At 63.6% G+C, this 16,215-nt stretch carries 12 protein-coding genes; 11 read left to right on the top strand and 1 reads right to left on the bottom strand.

The window, feature by feature from the left end:
* Window positions 1-251: 251 nt before the first annotated feature.
* From CSQ85_RS12610 to pstB, 11 genes are all read left to right on the top strand, one after another.
* Complete coding sequence (locus CSQ85_RS12610; RefSeq protein ID WP_150384305.1) at window positions 252-1,601, top strand: C1 family peptidase; 1,350 nt, start codon at window positions 252-254, stop codon at window positions 1,599-1,601.
* Between the two features lie 182 nt (window positions 1,602-1,783).
* Window positions 1,784-2,914: a 3-deoxy-7-phosphoheptulonate synthase gene (locus CSQ85_RS12605; protein WP_150384304.1), complete on the top strand. Its 1,131-nt coding sequence runs from the start codon at window positions 1,784-1,786 to the stop codon at window positions 2,912-2,914.
* A 60-nt stretch (window positions 2,915-2,974) separates the two neighbouring features.
* Complete coding sequence (locus tag CSQ85_RS12600) at window positions 2,975-4,162, top strand: 3-deoxy-7-phosphoheptulonate synthase (protein ID WP_150384303.1); 1,188 nt, start codon at window positions 2,975-2,977, stop codon at window positions 4,160-4,162.
* A 271-nt stretch (window positions 4,163-4,433) separates the two neighbouring features.
* Window positions 4,434-5,750 (top strand): MFS transporter, encoded by a 1,317-nt coding sequence (locus CSQ85_RS12595; RefSeq protein WP_150384302.1) that lies wholly within the window; start codon window positions 4,434-4,436, stop codon window positions 5,748-5,750.
* Window positions 5,751-6,121: 371 nt separating this feature from the next.
* Window positions 6,122-6,832 (top strand): 5'-methylthioadenosine/S-adenosylhomocysteine nucleosidase, encoded by a 711-nt coding sequence (mtnN, locus tag CSQ85_RS12590; RefSeq protein WP_107041546.1) that lies wholly within the window; start codon window positions 6,122-6,124, stop codon window positions 6,830-6,832.
* A gap of 280 nt (window positions 6,833-7,112) precedes the next feature.
* On the top strand, window positions 7,113-8,525 hold the full coding sequence (locus CSQ85_RS12585) for a sensor histidine kinase (RefSeq protein ID WP_107041547.1): 1,413 nt from the start codon (window positions 7,113-7,115) through the stop codon (window positions 8,523-8,525).
* 224 nt (window positions 8,526-8,749) lie between these two features.
* Window positions 8,750-9,460 (top strand): response regulator transcription factor, encoded by a 711-nt coding sequence (locus CSQ85_RS12580; RefSeq protein ID WP_107041548.1) that lies wholly within the window; start codon window positions 8,750-8,752, stop codon window positions 9,458-9,460.
* A gap of 196 nt (window positions 9,461-9,656) precedes the next feature.
* Window positions 9,657-10,793, top strand: coding sequence for a phosphate ABC transporter substrate-binding protein PstS (gene pstS / locus CSQ85_RS12575; protein WP_150384301.1), 1,137 nt, complete (start codon window positions 9,657-9,659; stop codon window positions 10,791-10,793).
* Between the two features lie 185 nt (window positions 10,794-10,978).
* Entirely contained in the window at window positions 10,979-11,932 is a 954-nt protein-coding gene (gene pstC, locus CSQ85_RS12570) for a phosphate ABC transporter permease subunit PstC (RefSeq protein ID WP_150384300.1), read from the top strand.
* Complete coding sequence (gene pstA, locus CSQ85_RS12565) at window positions 11,932-12,924, top strand: phosphate ABC transporter permease PstA (protein ID WP_150384299.1); 993 nt, start codon at window positions 11,932-11,934, stop codon at window positions 12,922-12,924. The genes pstC and pstA overlap by 1 nt, the downstream gene beginning before the upstream one ends.
* 51 nt (window positions 12,925-12,975) lie before the next feature.
* Window positions 12,976-13,755: a phosphate ABC transporter ATP-binding protein PstB gene (gene pstB, locus CSQ85_RS12560; protein WP_043164614.1), complete on the top strand. Its 780-nt coding sequence runs from the start codon at window positions 12,976-12,978 to the stop codon at window positions 13,753-13,755.
* 787 nt (window positions 13,756-14,542) lie between these two features.
* Here pstB and CSQ85_RS12555 read toward each other — a convergent pair.
* Complete coding sequence (locus CSQ85_RS12555) at window positions 14,543-15,937, bottom strand: NCS2 family permease (protein WP_107041552.1); 1,395 nt, start codon at window positions 15,935-15,937, stop codon at window positions 14,543-14,545.
* Between the last annotated feature and the right edge of the window lie 278 nt (window positions 15,938-16,215).

Raw genomic sequence — 16,215 nt, 5'->3', positions numbered from 1 at the left:
AAGCGGAGCAGCCCGCCCCCGAGTCAGAGCCCGAGTCCGACGAAACGGTAGCCCTCCCCACCAACCCGGCCGCCACTCAGGAGTCCGAAGAGTAAGAAACATCTGCAGTTAGTCGCAACGAACGCCCCTCCATCCCCCGATGGAAGGGCGTTCGCGCGTTCACCAACCCCCATCGTCCACTCTTCGTCGCCGGATTGTAAGGTAGTGCCCCGAAACCAACCCACAAGGTCAGTAAAAAGGAGCACAAAGCTATGACCACCCTGCAGCCGTTGAGCAGCGAGGCCCTGTCCGCCCTGCGCGACGAATTCGACGCGGACGGCACCAACCGCATGGCGATGAACGCGGTGACCGCCGCCGGCATCAACACCGTCGCCAAGAACTACGATCGCGCCCGCCTGCTGCAGCGCCGTTTCTCCACCGTCGTCGACAACGGCGAGGCCACGCATCAGGACCGTTCCGGCCGCTGCTGGCTGTTCAGCTCCCTGAACGTCGCCCGTTTCGTCGCGAAGAAGAACCTCGGTCTCAAGGAGTTCGAGTTCTCGCAGAACTACGCGATGTACTACGACAAGCTCGAGCGCATCAACTACTTCCTGCAGGACGTCGCCGCCCTCGTGCGTGCGGGCGAGCCGGCCGACTCCCGTCTCATCCAGCACCTGCTCGTCGACGTGATGGGCGACGGCGGCCAGTGGACGATGGCGATGAACGTGTACAAGAAGTACGGCGCCGTGCCGAAGGACCTGTTCCCGGAGACCGCCTCGTCGAAGAACACCGGCGAGATGAACACGCAGCTGCGTCACATGCTGCACACCGCGGTCGCGCACATGTACGCCGCCTACGCCGCGGGTGAGGACGCCGGCATCGACGAGACCGTCGAGGACGCCCGCGCCGCCGGTCATCGTATTCTGACGATTCATCTGGGTGAGCCGCCGGTGTCGTTCGATTGGGAGTGGACGGACAAGGACGGTGTGTTCCACCGTGACGGCGAGGTGACTCCGCAGGAGTTCTGGGCGAAGTATGTGGGTTCTGCTGATCTGGAGTCCTATGTGTGTCTGGTCGATGATCCGCGCAGTGAGCATCCGAAGGGCAGGAAGATCGCGATCGAGCACTTGGGCAACGTGGCCGGCGGTGATCCCACCGAGTACCTGAACGTGCCGAACCAGTTCATGAAGGACTGCGTCAAGAAGATCCTTGTCGAGGAGGGCATCCCGGTGTGGTTCGGCGCCGACTGCCACCCGTTCATGGACCGCGAGTCCGGCGCGTGGGCGACCGACCTGTTCGAGTACGGTTCGATCTACGATGTCGACTTCGATCTCGACAAGGAGGCGCGCGTGCGTTTCGCCGACTCCGCGATGAACCACGCGATGGCCTTCGCCGGCGTCGACGTCGCCGAGGACGGCTCCACCCGTCGTTGGCGTGTGGAGAACTCGTGGGGCGCGAAGATCGCCGATAAGGGCTACTTCACGATGAGTGACGATTGGTTCACCGAGTACGTGTACGAGGTGGCGGTCCCGAAGGCGCTCCTGCCGGAGGAGTACCTGAAGGCGCTCGAGGAGCCCGCAATCTCCCTGCCGGCGTGGGATCCGATGGGCGCTTTGGCGTAGCGGACAGCCCGGACGGCCTCTGCCAAAACCCCTGCATAATCTGCCGATCGTTCCACAGAACGGTCGGCAGATGCCGTTGTCGTGCCACTATCGCTACAGTGATGTCCTTGTTGCACCATGCACGTCCGCGTGCATGAATCACATCGAAACACCGACAGCATCGATGAGAAAGGAGAGTCGGCATGGCAGCACTTCGTGGCCCGGATAGTTCCGAGGACGTACAGCGTTTGGGGGAGCGGGCCGTCTTTCCCGAGACCGTCGATGTCAACATCCGTCAGCTCGACCCGATCCCCGCGCCCCGCGCGTTCCTGAAGGAACTTCCGCTCACCAAGCCGATGAGCGATCTGGTGCTCAAATCCCGTCAGGAGATCCGTGACGTTCTGCACGGCCGTGACGACCGTCTGCTCGTCATCGTGGGCCCCTGCTCGATCCATGATCCGAAGGCCGCGCACGAGTACGCGACCAAGCTGGCCGCCGTCGCCAAGGAGCTTGACGACCGTCTGCTCGTCGTCATGCGCGTCTACTTCGAGAAGCCTCGTACGACGATCGGCTGGAAGGGCCTCATCAACGATCCTGATCTGAACGGCCGGTTCGACATCCGCAAGGGCATGTGGCTGGCTCGCAAGGTGTTGACCGACGTGCTCAGCCTCGGCCTGCCGACGGCGACCGAGTGGCTCGACCCGATCACCCCGCAGTACATCTGCGATCTGATCAGCTGGGGCGCGATCGGCGCGCGCAACACCGAAAGCCAGGTGCACCGCGAGCTGGCGAGCGGCCTGTCGATGCCGGTCGGCTTCAAGAACGCGACCGACGGTTCGATCAAGCCCGCCGCCGACTCCTGCTATGCCGCCGCGTTCGAGCATCATTTCCTGTCCATCAACCTCGACGGCCGTGTGATCTCCGCCGAGACGAAGGGCAATCCCGACTGTCATCTGGTGCTGCGCGGGTCCAACCACGGTCCGAACTACGACAAGGAGTCCGTCGCCCAGGCGCTCGCCGATCTGAAAAAGTCCAAGGCGTCCGGCCCCAGCGAGCACGGTCTGATCATCGACGCCGCGCACGGCAACTGCGGCAAGGACGAGGTTCGTGAGGCCGAGGTCGTCGAGGAGATCGCCGAGCGTGTCGCGCAGGGCGAGCCCGGCATCCTCGGCGTGATGATGGAGAGCTTCCTCGTCGCCGGCCATCAGAAGCCGGCCCCGCTCGACCAGTTGGTCTACGGACAGTCGGTGACCGACTCCTGCGTGCCGTGGGATCGCACCGAGGAGCTGCTGAGGACCCTCGCGGACGCGGTGTCGGCCCGTCACGCCCTCTAGTCGCTGTACCCCATCCCCTATCCTGTTAAAGGAAGAGTGTGATAAAGGGAGACGAAGACCATGCAGCAGCAGCCGCTCAACAAGCCTGAGGACCTCAAGGCGATTCAGGAGGCGATCGACGCGGGCAAGAACCCGCTCGTCGCCACCGATGTGCCTCGTTGGGAGGATCAGGTAGGCATCAGCCGCATCGTCAACCGCCGCGTGCTCGAGTTCGAGGTGCTGCCCACCCCCGCGCAGGTCCTCGCCGACCTTCCCCTGACCGACGAGGCGCAGGAGATCGTCGCCTACTCGCGCGACGAGATCCGTGCCTGCCTGTACGGGCAGGACGACCGTCTGCTTGTCGTCGTCGGCCCCTGTTCGGTCCATGATCCGGCCGCGGCCCTCGATTACGCCCGTCGTCTCGCCAAACTCAAGGACGAACTCGACGAGCAGCTGCTCATCGTCATGCGCGTCTACTTCGAGAAGCCCCGCACCACCGTCGGATGGAAGGGCCTGATCAACGATCCGGACATTGACGGCTCCTGCAACATCAAGAAGGGCCTGCTGCTCGCCCGACGCACGCTGCTCGGCGTGCTGGGGGAGGGGCTCGCCGCCGCCACCGAGTTCCTCGAGCCGACCAGCCCGCAGTTCATCGCCGACGCCGTCAGCTGGGGCGCGATCGGCGCGCGCAACACCGAAAGCCAGGTCCACAGGCAGCTCGCCAGCGGCCTGTCGATGCCGATCGGCTTCAAGAACGCGACCGACGGTTCGGTCAAGGCCGCGTCCGACTCCTGCTTCGCCGCCGCCCAGCAGCACACGTTCTTCGGCATCGACCACATGGGCCGCGCCGCCGTCGTCAAGACGCTCGGCAACCCCGACTGCCATGTCGTGCTGCGTGGTTCGAGCTCCGGCCCGAACTATTCCAAGGAGGACGTCGCCGCCGCGCTGGAGACGATCCATAAGCGCATGCCGGCCGATTCCGCCGCATCGCACGGTCTGATCGTCGACTGCTCGCACGGCAACTCCGGCAAGGACGAGCACCGTCAGGCCGAGGTCGTGCGCGAGATCGCCGCGCGCATCGCGGACGGCGAGCGCGGCATCACCGGCGTGATGATGGAGAGTTTCATCGAGGGTGGCAACCAGCCCGCCGCGCCGCTGAGCCAGCTCGTCTACGGCAAGTCGATCACCGACAAGTGCCTGAGCTGGCCCGACACCGAGCGTCTGCTGCGCACGCTCGCCGAGGCCGTCGCCACGCGCCGCTGGCGCTGAGCCTCGCGCCGTCGCGCCGTCCGCGGGTCGGACAGGTCCACGCCGTATCACAAAACATGAGACTGGCGTCCACAATGTGAGCGATCGCACCATCGTGCCTCCTCCACGAGTAGACCTATACATCAGCACAGCGGTGTGCGGACACCGCTGCAAGCCACAAGCCGTCAGTCGGATGATCCGCATATCCCCGCTATTGACGTGGGACGGTCCGTTACCCCGGTCCAGCTCCCGCGCGAGAGAAGTTAGAGTACCAATAAGGGGTATTTCAATCATGTCCGCAACTGCAGTCGCAGCGGCAGAGCCCGTGAAGAAGGATTCCGTTCCCGAGATCATCGCGGCGTCGATGGTGGGCACCGCCATCGAGTTCTACGACAACTACTGCTATTCCATCGCATCCGCCAGCTACTTCGGCGCGATCTTCTTCCCGGCCGCCACCAAGGCCAACCCGGCCATCGGCACGATGCTCGCGTTCCTGACGTTCGCCGTGTCGTTCCTCGCCCGCCCGTTCGGCTCGATGCTCTTCGGCCACTTCGGCGACAAGATCGGCCGCAAGACCACGCTCGTCGTCGCCCTGATGACGATGGGCATCTCCACGTTCCTCGTCGGCTGCCTGCCGAGCTATGACCAGTTCGGCATCTTCGCCATCATCATCCTGTGCATCTGCCGCGCCTGCCAGGGCGTCGGCCTCGCCGGCGAATGGTCCGGCGCCGCCCTCGTCGCCACCGAGAACGCGCCGGCCAACAAGCGCGCCCTGTACGGTTCCTTCCCGAACCTCGGCGCCCCGATCGGCTTCTTCTGCGCCTATGGCCTGAACCTGCTGCTCGACTCCACCCTCGGCCCCGACAAGATGCAGGCCTGGGGCTGGCGCATCCCGTTCCTGTGCTCCGCGGTGCTCGTCGCGATCGGCCTGTACGTGCGTCTGCGCATGACCGAGACCCCGATCTTCCGCAAGGCCGTCGAGAACGACCGCGTCGTCAAGCACCCGCTGCGCGCGCTCGTGCCGTACTGGAAGGAAGTGCTCCTCGGCACCTTCGCGATGGGCATCACCTACACCTTGTTCTACGTGCTCGGCACCTGGTCCCTGAGCTACGGCGTCAAGGTCATGAAGCCCGCGTTCACGCAGAACGAGTACCTCGCCATGCAGATGACCTCGGTCGTGTTCTTCGCGATCTTCATCCTCATCTCCTGCATCTACTCCGACCGCATTGGCCGCAAGAAGGTCCTCATCACCACGACCGCGCTGACGCTCGTCTTCTCGCTGTTCGCGATGAACCTGCTCCAGCACAACGTCGCCACCGTGATGATCTTCCTGTGCGTCGGCTTCGCCCTCATGGGCGGCCTGTTCGGTCCGTGCGGCGCCTACCTGCCCGAGCTGTTCCCGACCAACGTGCGCTACTCCGGCGCAGGCCTGAGCTACAACCTCGCGGCCATCCTCGGCGGCGCGTTCGCCCCGTCCATCGCGACCGCCCTCGTGCAGGCCACCGGCTCCGTGGTGTCCGTCGGCTGGTACATGGCCATCATGGCCGCCCTCGCCCTTGTCGCCCTCTTCCTCATCAAGGAGAGCAAGAACAAGGACTACGAAGCCTGATTCCCGGTAGTCGTAACCGGTGCTCGTAAGTAACGCCGGTGTCCGCGGAGGACCGGAATATTTCATTCTCGACACGCTCAAGGCCGCTCGGCCAAGCCTACGGTCGAGAACGAAATATTCCGGTCCTCCGCTCTTTTCGTGGCAATATTGCGTGACTCTGTCTCGTGGCGATGTGACGTGACTTTCCAACGTTCCGAGTGAGGGGGCGATATGCCCTGTTCGTGACCGTAGGCTTGGCCGAGCGGCCTTGAGCGTGTCACGAACAGGGCATATCGCCCCCTCACGGTCGCCATAGACAACGTGACAGTTCAACCAATCCTGAGTACGCTCGAAGGCGAGTACATACGAACGCGAGCGACAGGAGAAACGACATGGCCAGGACGATCGCCATCATCGGGGCGTTGGACGAGGAGGTCGCGCTGATCGCGCGCGCCCTCGACGGCGTCGAGCACGACAAGGCCGCGAGCCTCGACGTGGCGCGCGGCACCGTCACCACGAACGCGGGCGAGGACGTGACCGTCGTCGCCACGGTCGGCGGCATGGGACTGGTTGCCGCCGCGGCGACGACGCAGCACCTGATCAGCACGTACCGGCCGGACGCCGTGATCTTCTCCGGCATCGCCGGCAACCTCAACACGAACCTGCACATCAACGACGTCGTGCTCGGAGGCACGTTGCGATTCCTCGACACCGACATGCGTCTGGTCGGCCAGTGGAAGCCCGGCACGGCCGAGCATCCGGTCGAGGAGTTCCACTCCGACGACCATCTGCTCGCGCTCGCCGACGAAGCACTCTCCGCGGCCGGCATCACGCATATCACCGGCATCATCGCATCCGGCAACTATTTCGTCGACACCGAGGCGCAGGTGCGCAAGGTCGTCCACGACACCGGCGCCGACGCGGTCGAGATGGAGGGTGCGGCCGTCGCGCAGGTCGCGGCGCGCAACGACGTACCCGCGCTCGTCATCCGCGCCCTGTCGGACAACGCCGACACCGATTATGAGGTCTTCAAGGAGTTCGACATCAGCGAGTACGCCGACACCGCGGCCGCGCTCGCGGTCGACATCGTCAAGCGCCTGTAGTCCGCCTGTAGCCCCGCTTGGAGTCCGCCCGTGCGGTCACCGGTCCGCCCACCCTCGAGTCGCGCAGGATCGCACCGCCCTTGGTCTGCCGCCCGTGGTGTACCGTCCGCGACGGCAGTATGAACTTCTGCTGAACTTACGTAGTCCCTTCCTTTTGGAACGTTCCGTCTCGACTATCGTGAATAGCCGAACGTGATGCGTGGGCCTGTGCGCGGATGACTCGGGGTCCCCATGTGCATCGCGGCATGCGTGGCGATGACCGGCGGATGGGGGCGGACTCATGGTGTGGTGGCAGATTCTGATCGTGGCGATCCTTGTCGGCGCCATCGCCGTCGCGATCGCCTATTCCACGGGTCTGGAGCGTGGCGAGCGTCTCGGCCGCGAGACGCGCCCGCGCACGCAGACCGAGCTGTCCGAGGACGACGTGCTGTTCGGCGTGGAGCCGTCGGTGCGCGTGGCCGAGGAGTCGTTCGTGCACGCGATGCCCGAAGCCGTGATCCTCGTCAACGGCCAGGGGAACGTCGTCTATATGGGCAAGCGGTGCGAAGGCATCGGGCTGACCGAATCGGGCCGCATCTCGGACGAGGACGCGATCGGCATCCTCGCGCGCGTCGCGGCCGACGGCAAGCCGCGCGAGCGCGAGATCGAGCTGCCGGTCGACCCGGTGCACACCGGCGCGCCGGTCGTGTCCGACAATTCCGGGCACGGCGTGCAGGCGGGGGAGCGGGTCCCGTCGAACACCCGGTATCTGAAACTCCGCGTCGCGGCGATCGGAGAGGACCGGTATGCGATCTTCGTGAGCGACATGAGCGAGCAGCGTCGCTTCGAGGCGATGCGTCGCGACTTCATGACGAACGTCTCCCACGAACTCAAGACGCCGGCGGGCGCGATCTCCCTGCTCGCCGAGACGATCGGCGACGCTGCCGACGATCCGGACGCCGTGCGCTACTTCTCCGGGCGTGTCGCCAAGGAGTCGACGCGGCTGACCGAACTCGTCCACCGCCTGATCGATCTGCAGAAGGCGCAGGATTCCGCCGGTGTGCTCGATGCGAAGCGCCTGTCGGTGCTCGCCGTCGTGCGTCACGCGATCGCGGAGAACCAGGTGCAGGCCGATGCCAGCCATATCGAGCTCGACCTGTCGTTCAACGGCGATCCCGTATCCCTCGAACCCTCCCAGGGCGAGCCGGATGCGACGATCTCGTGCGATGAGGAATCGATCACCACATCGGTGAAGAACCTCATCGAGAACGCGATCCACTATTCGCCCGAGCACACCACCGTGCGCATCGCCATCTCGGCGCACGACGGCAAGGTCAAGATCCGCGTCATCGATCAGGGCATCGGCATCCCGGCCGAGTCGATCGACCGCATCTTCGAACGCTTCTACCGCGTCGATCCGGCGCGTTCCCGCCAGACCGGCGGCACGGGTCTGGGACTCGCGATCGTCAAGCACTGCGTGGCCGATTGCGGCGGCACGGTGTCCGTCTGGTCGCGTGAGGGCGAGGGCTCGACGTTCACGATCGAACTGCCTCTGGCGGAGGACTCCGGTGGTTCCGGTGATTCCGGTGATGCGGCGTCGGGCGCCGGCGGAGACGACACGGCGGCAGGCAATCCGGCCGCGGACGCCCCGGCCGCAGGTTCCCCGGCCGCGACGGCTCCGAGCGACGACGACGCTCGAAGCGGTTCGAACTGACCGCGGCGATCGTCGAAAGCAGGCCGAAAGAAACGTAGTCGCCATTTCCTGAACCATCGAGTTTGACGTCGAAATGGCGGGGAATTGAGTTCCTTCAATAAAACCTTCCTTCCAAAGGGCTGGAAAATTACGTAGTCTGAGGCGAAGTACGGATGAACACGCGGCGAACGGCTAGGATGGTTCAGGTAGCTCACAGCTTGTTCACACGGCAATGAAAGGTGATCATGACGCGCATTCTCATCGTGGAAGACGAGGAATCCTACAGGGAACCGCTGGTCTATCAGCTCACACGCGAGGGATATGACGTGTCCGCCGCGGCCACCGGAGAGGAAGGTCTCGAGCTGTTCACCAAGGGCGGCATCGATTTCGTCCTGCTCGACCTGATGCTCCCCGGCATCGATGGCACCGCGCTGTGCCGTCGCATCCGCGAGCAGAGCCGTGTGCCGATCATCATGCTCACTGCGAAGAGCGCCGAGATCGACAAGGTCGTCGGCCTTGAGATCGGCGCCGACGACTACGTGACCAAGCCGTACTCGTTCCGCGAGCTGCTGGCCCGCATCCGCGCGGTCATGCGCCGCAACCAGCAGCCGGCCGGCGCGGCCGACGGCTCCGGCTCCGGCGACGACATCCCGCTGACCTGCGGCGACATCTCGATGCAGGTGGGGCAGCATCAGGTCACCGTGCGCGGCGAGAACGTGTTCTTCCCGCTCAAGGAGTTCGAGCTGCTCGAGTACCTGTTGCAGAACAAGGGCCGCGTGATGACCCGCCACCAGCTGATCGACCGCATCTGGGGCTCCGATTACGTGGGCGACACCAAGACCCTCGACGTGCACGTCAAGCGCGTGCGCGCCAAGATCGAGGAGGACCCGAGCCATCCGAAGTACCTGACCACCGTGCGTGGCCTCGGCTACAAGATCGACACGCCCGCCGCGTGATTCCTGACTGATCCCGCATGATCCCGTAAACTACGCCATCGTCCCGAAAAACGACGTAGGCATATATTGCGGATTGTTCATCATCCGTTCACCGGTTTCGGCCCTCACGACTTCCCAACGCCAATAGGCTTGTAGATGTCAATAATTGACGGGCGGCCTTCCCATGGCCGTCAAGTTAGTTGAATGAGGGAAAGAAATGCGTAAGAACATCTTCGTGCGTACCATTGCCGCCGTTTCCGGCATTGCTATGCTCGCCGGTCTTGCCGCCTGCGGCGACAACACGACCGCCAGCACCAGCTCCAACAGCTCCTCCAGCTCTAGCTCTTCCGAGACCACCCCGATCTCCGGCGACTTCCAGGGCGCCGGCGCCTCCTCCCAGCAGGCCGCCGTCGAGGCTTGGATCGTCGGCTTCCAGGGCACCAACCCGGACGCCAAGATCGCCTACAACCCGACCGGTTCCGGCGCGGGTGTCTCCACCTTCCTGACCGGCGCCACCGCGTGGGCCGGCTCCGACAAGGCCCTGTCCGATGACGAGGTCACCAAGTCCGAGGCCGTCTGCGCCTCCGGTGCCGCCTTCGACGTCCCGGTCTACATCTCCCCGATCGCCGTCATCTTCAACCTCAAGGGCATCTCCGACGCCGGCAAGCACATCAACATGGACGCCGCCACCATCGCCAAGGTCTTCGACGGCAAGATCACCAAGTGGAACGATCCGGCCATCGCCGACCAGAACAAGGACCTCAAGCTGCCCGACACCGCGATCACCGTCGTGCACCGTTCCGATAAGTCCGGCACCACCCAGAACTTCGTCTCCTACTTCAAGGACGCCGCTCCGGACGCCTGGACCTACGACCTCTCCGAGAACTGGCCGAACAACGTCGGCCAGGGCGCCAAGGGCACCTCGGGTGTCGTCTCCACCGTCCAGCAGGCCGACGGCACCATCGGCTACGCTGACTTCTCCCAGGTCGGCAAGCTCGGCACCGTCGCCGTCAAGGTCGGCGACTCCTACAACGAGATCTCCGCTGAGGGTGGCTCCAAGGTCATCGAGGACTCCAAGCAGGACGACACCGCCAAGGGCGACAACCGTGTTGTGATCAAGATCAACCACGAGACCACCGCCGAGGGCGCTTACCCGATCGTCCTCGTCTCCTACGCGATCGCCTGCCCGGCCTACAAGGACACCAAGCAGGCCGAGTTCGTCAAGGCTTGGCTGACCTACATCACCTCCGATGAGGGCCAGAAGACCGCTCAGGACGCCGCCGGCTCCGCTCCGCTGCCGGCCAGCCTGACCTCCCAGATCTCGAAGTCCATCGAGGCCATCAAGACCAAGTGATGACGGCCGGTCGGCCGTAAGGCCGACCCACACCTTCGCACCGACCAAATACAATTGAATAGCAACCACCAGCAAGCCGCAGTCGTCTTAAAACGGTTGCGGCTTGCGGTCGGTCGAAGGCTCCCCCCATCGCTTCATTCATCTCCGTTAGTTCCACGACAATTCCATTCCCATAAGGAGATTTCGTGACTTCGCAAGACAAACCGGTCGTTGAGCCGGTGACCGGCAAGACCGCCGACAAGGTCTTCAAGGGTGTGGCCTATGCCTGCGGCATCCTGATCCTTGTCGTGCTCGCCGCCGTGTTCCTCTTCCTATTCTTCCGTGCATGGCCGCTTATCGGCGGCGATCAGAAGGCCAACGGCGAGACCGTCTCCAACTTCACCGGCGGCGCCACCAGCAACTTCTGGGGCTACGTGCTGCCGCTGCTGTTCGGTACAGTTCTCGTGTCCATCCTCGCCCTGATCATCGCGTTCTTCGTCGCGATCGGCATCGCACTGTTCATCTCGCACTACGCCTCCAAGAGGGTCGCCACCGGCCTGAGCTACGTGGTCGACCTCCTCGCCGCCATTCCTTCCGTTATCTACGGTCTGTGGGGTGGCCTGATTCTGGTCCCGGCCATCTACCCGTTCTGGAACTGGGTCGCCACCTATCTCGGCTGGATCCCGATCTTCCAGGGACCGGCCGCGAGCCCGCAGCGCACCGTCGGCACCGTCGCGGTCGTTCTGGCCGTCATGATCCTGCCGATCATCACCTCGATGTCGCGTGACATCTTCCTCCAGACCCCGACCCTCCAGCAGGAGGCCGCCTACGGTCTGGGCGCCACCAAGTGGGAGATGATCAAGCTCGCCGTGATCCCGTTCGGCAAGTCCGGTATCGTGTCCGCCTCCATGCTGGCCCTCGGCCGTGCACTCGGTGAGACGATGGCCGTCTTGATGATCCTGTCCCCGGGCCTCACCTACTCCATCAAGCTGCTGCAGGCCTCCCAGAACCAGACCATCGCCGCGAACATCGCCGCGCAGTACCCTGAGGCGAACGATCTGGGTGTGTCCGTCCTGATCGGAACCGGTCTGATCCTGTTCCTCATCACCTTCGTGGTCAACTACGCCGCGCGTAAGATCACCGAGAAAGCGAGTGCCTGATGGCTGAAGTAACCAAGCAGAAGAACCTCGACGGCGCTCCCAAGATCGACTTCGACAAGTTCGCGCCGAAGACCTCGTACTCGAACTACCGCAAGTACAAGGACTACTTCATGACGGGCCTCATCGTGCTGGCCTTCGTCATCGCCTGCATCCCGCTGGTCTCCGTCCTGTGGACGACGATCGTCAACGGTCTCAAGCGCCTCAACCTGAACTTCCTGTCCTTCAACATGACCGGCGTGGTCGGCGGCAATCCGACCCCGTCCGGCGGCTACGGCGGTGTTCTCCACGCGATCATCGGTACGCTGGAGATCACCGGCGGCGCCATGGTCATCTCCATCCCGATCGGCATCATGTGCGCCGTCTACCTGGTGGAGTACGCCAAGGGCAGCAAGCTCGCGATGACCGTCTCCATGCTCGTCGACGTCATGAGCGGTATCCCGTCCATCGTCGCCGGTTTGTTCGCATTCTCGATGTTCACCATCGTCTTCGGCCCCGGTACGATCAACGGCTTCGAAGGCTCCGTGGCATTGTCCCTGCTGATGCTGCCGACCGTCGTCAAGTCCTGTGAGGAGATGCTCAAGATCGTCCCGAACGATCTGCGTGAGGCCTCGCTGGCGCTGGGTGTCACCAAGCAGCGCACGATCACCAAGATCGTGCTGCGCACGGCTCTGCCGGGCATCGTCTCCGGCTGCATCCTCGCCATCGCCCGTGTCATCGGTGAGACCGCGCCTCTGCTCATGACCGCAGGCTACATCTCCTCGACGAACGTCAACCTGTTCTCCGGCCAGATGACCACCCTGCCTGTGTACGTCTACCAGGAGTACAGCAAGCTGCACGCGAACTGCCCGGCTGCCGCCACCTCCGCCTGCGTGGCCGACATCCCGATGGAACGCTCGTGGGCCGCCGCCCTCGTCCTGATCGTGATCGTTCTGGTGCTCAACCTGATCGGTCGTCTGGTCGCCAAGATCTTCGCTGTCAAGACCGAGCGCTGATCGGTTAACCGTTCGAATCGCTTCGAATTTCAAGGAATCAAGGAAAATATCATGGGACAACGTATTGACGTCAACCACGAGAACATCTACTACGGCGACTTCCTGGCCGTCGAGGATGTGAACATCAACATCGAGGCCAACAAGGTCACCGCCTTCATTGGCCCCTCCGGCTGCGGCAAGTCCACCGTGCTCCGCACGCTCGACCGTATGCACGAGCTCATCAACGGCGCCCACGTCGAGGGTGAGGTCCTGCTCGAGGGCAAGAACATCTACGACAAGGACATGGACCCGGTCGCCATCCGTCGTGACGTCGGCATGGTCTTCCAGCGCCCGAACCCGTTCCCGACGATGTCCATCCGCGAGAACGTGCTCGCCGGTGTTCGCCTGAACAACCGCCACATCTCCAAGTCCGACGCCGACGATCTCGTCGAGTGGGCCCTGCGTGGCGCCAACCTCTGGAACGAGGTCAAGGACCGTCTCGACAACCCGGGCATCGGCCTGTCCGGTGGTCAGCAGCAGCGTCTGTGCATCGCGCGCGCCGTCGCCGTCCACCCGAAGGTGATTCTCATGGACGAGCCCTGCTCCGCTCTGGACCCGATCTCCACGCTCGCCGTCGAGGACCTGATCAACGAGATCAAGAACGACTACACGATCGTGATCGTCACCCACAACATGCAGCAGGCCGCCCGTATCGCCGACTACACCGCCTTCTTCAACCTGAAGGCCGTCGGCCAGCCGGGTCACCTCGAGTACTTCGCGGACACCACCACGATGTTCAACAACCCGCAGAACGAAGAGGCCGAGCGTTACATCTCCGGCCGCTTCGGCTGATCCCGCGACGCGATTAAGCCGTCACCTCAACGGAAGGCCCCGGTACTGGTTCCCGCCAGCCCGGGGCCTTCCCGTGTTTTTTGGGGATCCTCACGCCCTGGTTTGGCTGATCGACCACATTCCCCGCATTCGTCCACGTCGTGACATGGATCTCTCGCTGGAAGTGCTGGTGGCGAGAGGTTGCTGTGAGGGTTGTGACGTGGCTCTCTCACTGGACTGCTGCTGGTGAGAGTTGCTGTGAGGGTCGTGACGTGGACATCTCACTGGACTGCTGCTGGTGAGAGTTGCTGTGAGGGTTGTGACATGGATCTCTCACTGGACTGCTGCTGGTGAGAGTTGCTGTGAGAGCCGTGGCGTGGATCTCTCGCTGGAGGCGCTGCCGGTGAGAGGTTGCCGACGAAGTATGACGGTTTCCTCTCGCTAGGAGGCGCTAATGCCTAGTCCTTTGTTCGGGGAGTACGGGCTAACCACTCCCTTCCCACAAACAACGTACGCTGATCCACTCCATCCGTACGTTCTCCGTGGCCAAAAACAAATCACCCCTTGTCTCCGTACACTGCCACGCAGGCACCGTACGTTCCCCGTGGCCATCATCGCCTATCACCCGTATTCGTACGCCACCACGCGTGCAGCGTACGAATACGGGTGATGACCGACATCAAGCCACATCCGACGTACGCTGGCAAACCCTCAGCGTACGTTCCCCGTGGGTTGGCTTGCCAATGAGAAAGCCCCGTGTGGTACGGGGCTTTCGTAACGCTAATCAGGTGATCAGGCGGTCAGTCGATCACAGGACCGCCATGCACACGAAGTCGATGATGAACAGCGCGGCGACGACCCAGATGAGCGGGTGGACCTCCTTGGCCTTGCCCTTGCAGGTCTTCACGATGCAGTACATGATGAAGCCGCCGGCGATGCCGTAGGAGATGGAGTAGGAGTACGCCATGAAGGCGGTGGCGAAGAACGCCGGGATCGCCTCGGAGATGTCGGTCCAGTCGATCTCCTTGAGGGAGGCGGCCATCATGCATCCGACGATCACCAGCACGCCGGCGGTCGCGGCGGACGGCACGGCGGAGATGACCGGCGCGAAGAAGATGGACAGCGCGAAGCAGACGGAGACGACCACGGAGGTCAGACCGGTGCGGCCGCCCGCCGCGATGCCGGCGGAGGACTCGACGTAGGTCGTGGTGTTCGAGGTGCCGAAGATCGCGCCGATGGAGGTGGCGATCGAGTCGGCGAACAGCGCGCGATCCATCTTGGAGGAGAAGCCGGAGCCGTTCTCCAGCGCCTTCTCGTCCTCAAGGGAGAAGATGCCGGTGCGACGGCCGGTGCCGAGGAACGTGCCGAGCGTGTCGAACGTGTCGGACATCGAGAACGCGAAGATCGTCACGATCACGAGCGGCAGCTTGGCCGGGTCGGAGAACAGCGCCGGGAAGCCCTCGGCGCTGAAGATCGCGCCGAACGTGACCGGCAGCTCGGAGAACGTCTGCGACAGCGACTGGGAGGAGCCGAAGTTGGTCACGCCGAACGGGATGCCGATGATCGTCGTGATGACGATGGCCAGCAGCATGCCGCCCTTGACCTTGAGCACGGTGAACACGATCGCGAGCACGAGGCCGATGAGGAAGACCCACAGCACCTTGTCGTTGAAGTTCGCGAGTCCCGGCGTGGCCGCGACGGCGCCGCCCTTGGCCGCGGCCTTCGGGTCGCCCGGCGTGAACTTGATCAGGCCGACGTTGAGCATGCCGACGTAGGCGACGAACAGGCCGATGCCGCCGCCGATCGCCTGCTGCAGCGATTCGGGGATGGCCATGATGATCATCTTGCGGATCTTGGTGACGGTGATCACGATGTTGATCAGACCGCACAGGAACACCATGCACATCGTCTGCTGCCACGGGAAGCCGAGACCGAAGCAGACGGTGTAGGTGAAGAACGCGTTGAGACCCATGCCCGCGGCCTGGGCGTACGGCACGTTGGCGAACAGGCCCATGATGAGCGTGCCGATGATCGCCGCGATGATCGTGGCGAGGAAGACGCCGCCCCACGGCATGCCGGTGGACGACAGGATCTGCGGGTTGACGACGATGATGTACGCCATCGCGAAGAACGTGGTCAGACCGGCCAGAACCTCGGTCGAGACCGTCGTGCCGCTCTCCTTCAAATGGAAGAACTTCTCCATGTTTTCTTTCTTTTCCTTGGGTTGTGCGGGATCTCCGTCCGCCACGGTCACGTTCGCGCTGTCGCGATGGGTGGGGATCCCGGCGAGAATTGCGACTCGCCCCGGCCCTGCGTGCGACGTATCGATATGCGAGAGGCATATTGACAATCCATCGTCGGCCGGAACCGAAGGCGATTATAGCGCGGCCCCATTTCGCGAAATTGAACTGCGCCCCGATTGTTGGATGTGGTTTATTAAGGGTACCTGATTAGGCTGTGAGGGACATGTTCCGGAATTCC

Origin of the sequence: Bifidobacterium rousetti, from assembly GCF_008698235.1 — a bacterium.
In the GTDB taxonomy this organism is placed as follows: domain Bacteria; phylum Actinomycetota; class Actinomycetes; order Actinomycetales; family Bifidobacteriaceae; genus Bifidobacterium; species Bifidobacterium rousetti.
Note: the sequence above shows the minus strand (reverse complement) of the source record. Positions and strands in the feature narration are given on the sequence as shown.

What these genes read in the sequence shown, in the direction of transcription:
- CSQ85_RS12610 (WP_150384305.1), top strand. Translation starts at nt 252, where the DNA reads ATGACCACCCTGCAGCCGTTGAGCAGCGAGGCCCTGTCCGCCCTGCGC.
- CSQ85_RS12605 (WP_150384304.1), top strand. Translation starts at nt 1,784, where the DNA reads ATGGCAGCACTTCGTGGCCCGGATAGTTCCGAGGACGTACAGCGTTTG.
- CSQ85_RS12600 (WP_150384303.1), top strand. Translation starts at nt 2,975, where the DNA reads ATGCAGCAGCAGCCGCTCAACAAGCCTGAGGACCTCAAGGCGATTCAG.
- CSQ85_RS12595 (WP_150384302.1), top strand. Translation starts at nt 4,434, where the DNA reads ATGTCCGCAACTGCAGTCGCAGCGGCAGAGCCCGTGAAGAAGGATTCC.
- mtnN (WP_107041546.1), top strand. Translation starts at nt 6,122, where the DNA reads ATGGCCAGGACGATCGCCATCATCGGGGCGTTGGACGAGGAGGTCGCG.
- CSQ85_RS12585 (WP_107041547.1), top strand. Translation starts at nt 7,113, where the DNA reads ATGGTGTGGTGGCAGATTCTGATCGTGGCGATCCTTGTCGGCGCCATC.
- CSQ85_RS12580 (WP_107041548.1), top strand. Translation starts at nt 8,750, where the DNA reads ATGACGCGCATTCTCATCGTGGAAGACGAGGAATCCTACAGGGAACCG.
- pstS (WP_150384301.1), top strand. Translation starts at nt 9,657, where the DNA reads ATGCGTAAGAACATCTTCGTGCGTACCATTGCCGCCGTTTCCGGCATT.
- pstA (WP_150384299.1), top strand. Translation starts at nt 11,932, where the DNA reads ATGGCTGAAGTAACCAAGCAGAAGAACCTCGACGGCGCTCCCAAGATC.
- pstB (WP_043164614.1), top strand. Translation starts at nt 12,976, where the DNA reads ATGGGACAACGTATTGACGTCAACCACGAGAACATCTACTACGGCGAC.
- CSQ85_RS12555 (WP_107041552.1), bottom strand. Translation starts at nt 15,937, where the DNA reads ATGGAGAAGTTCTTCCATTTGAAGGAGAGCGGCACGACGGTCTCGACC.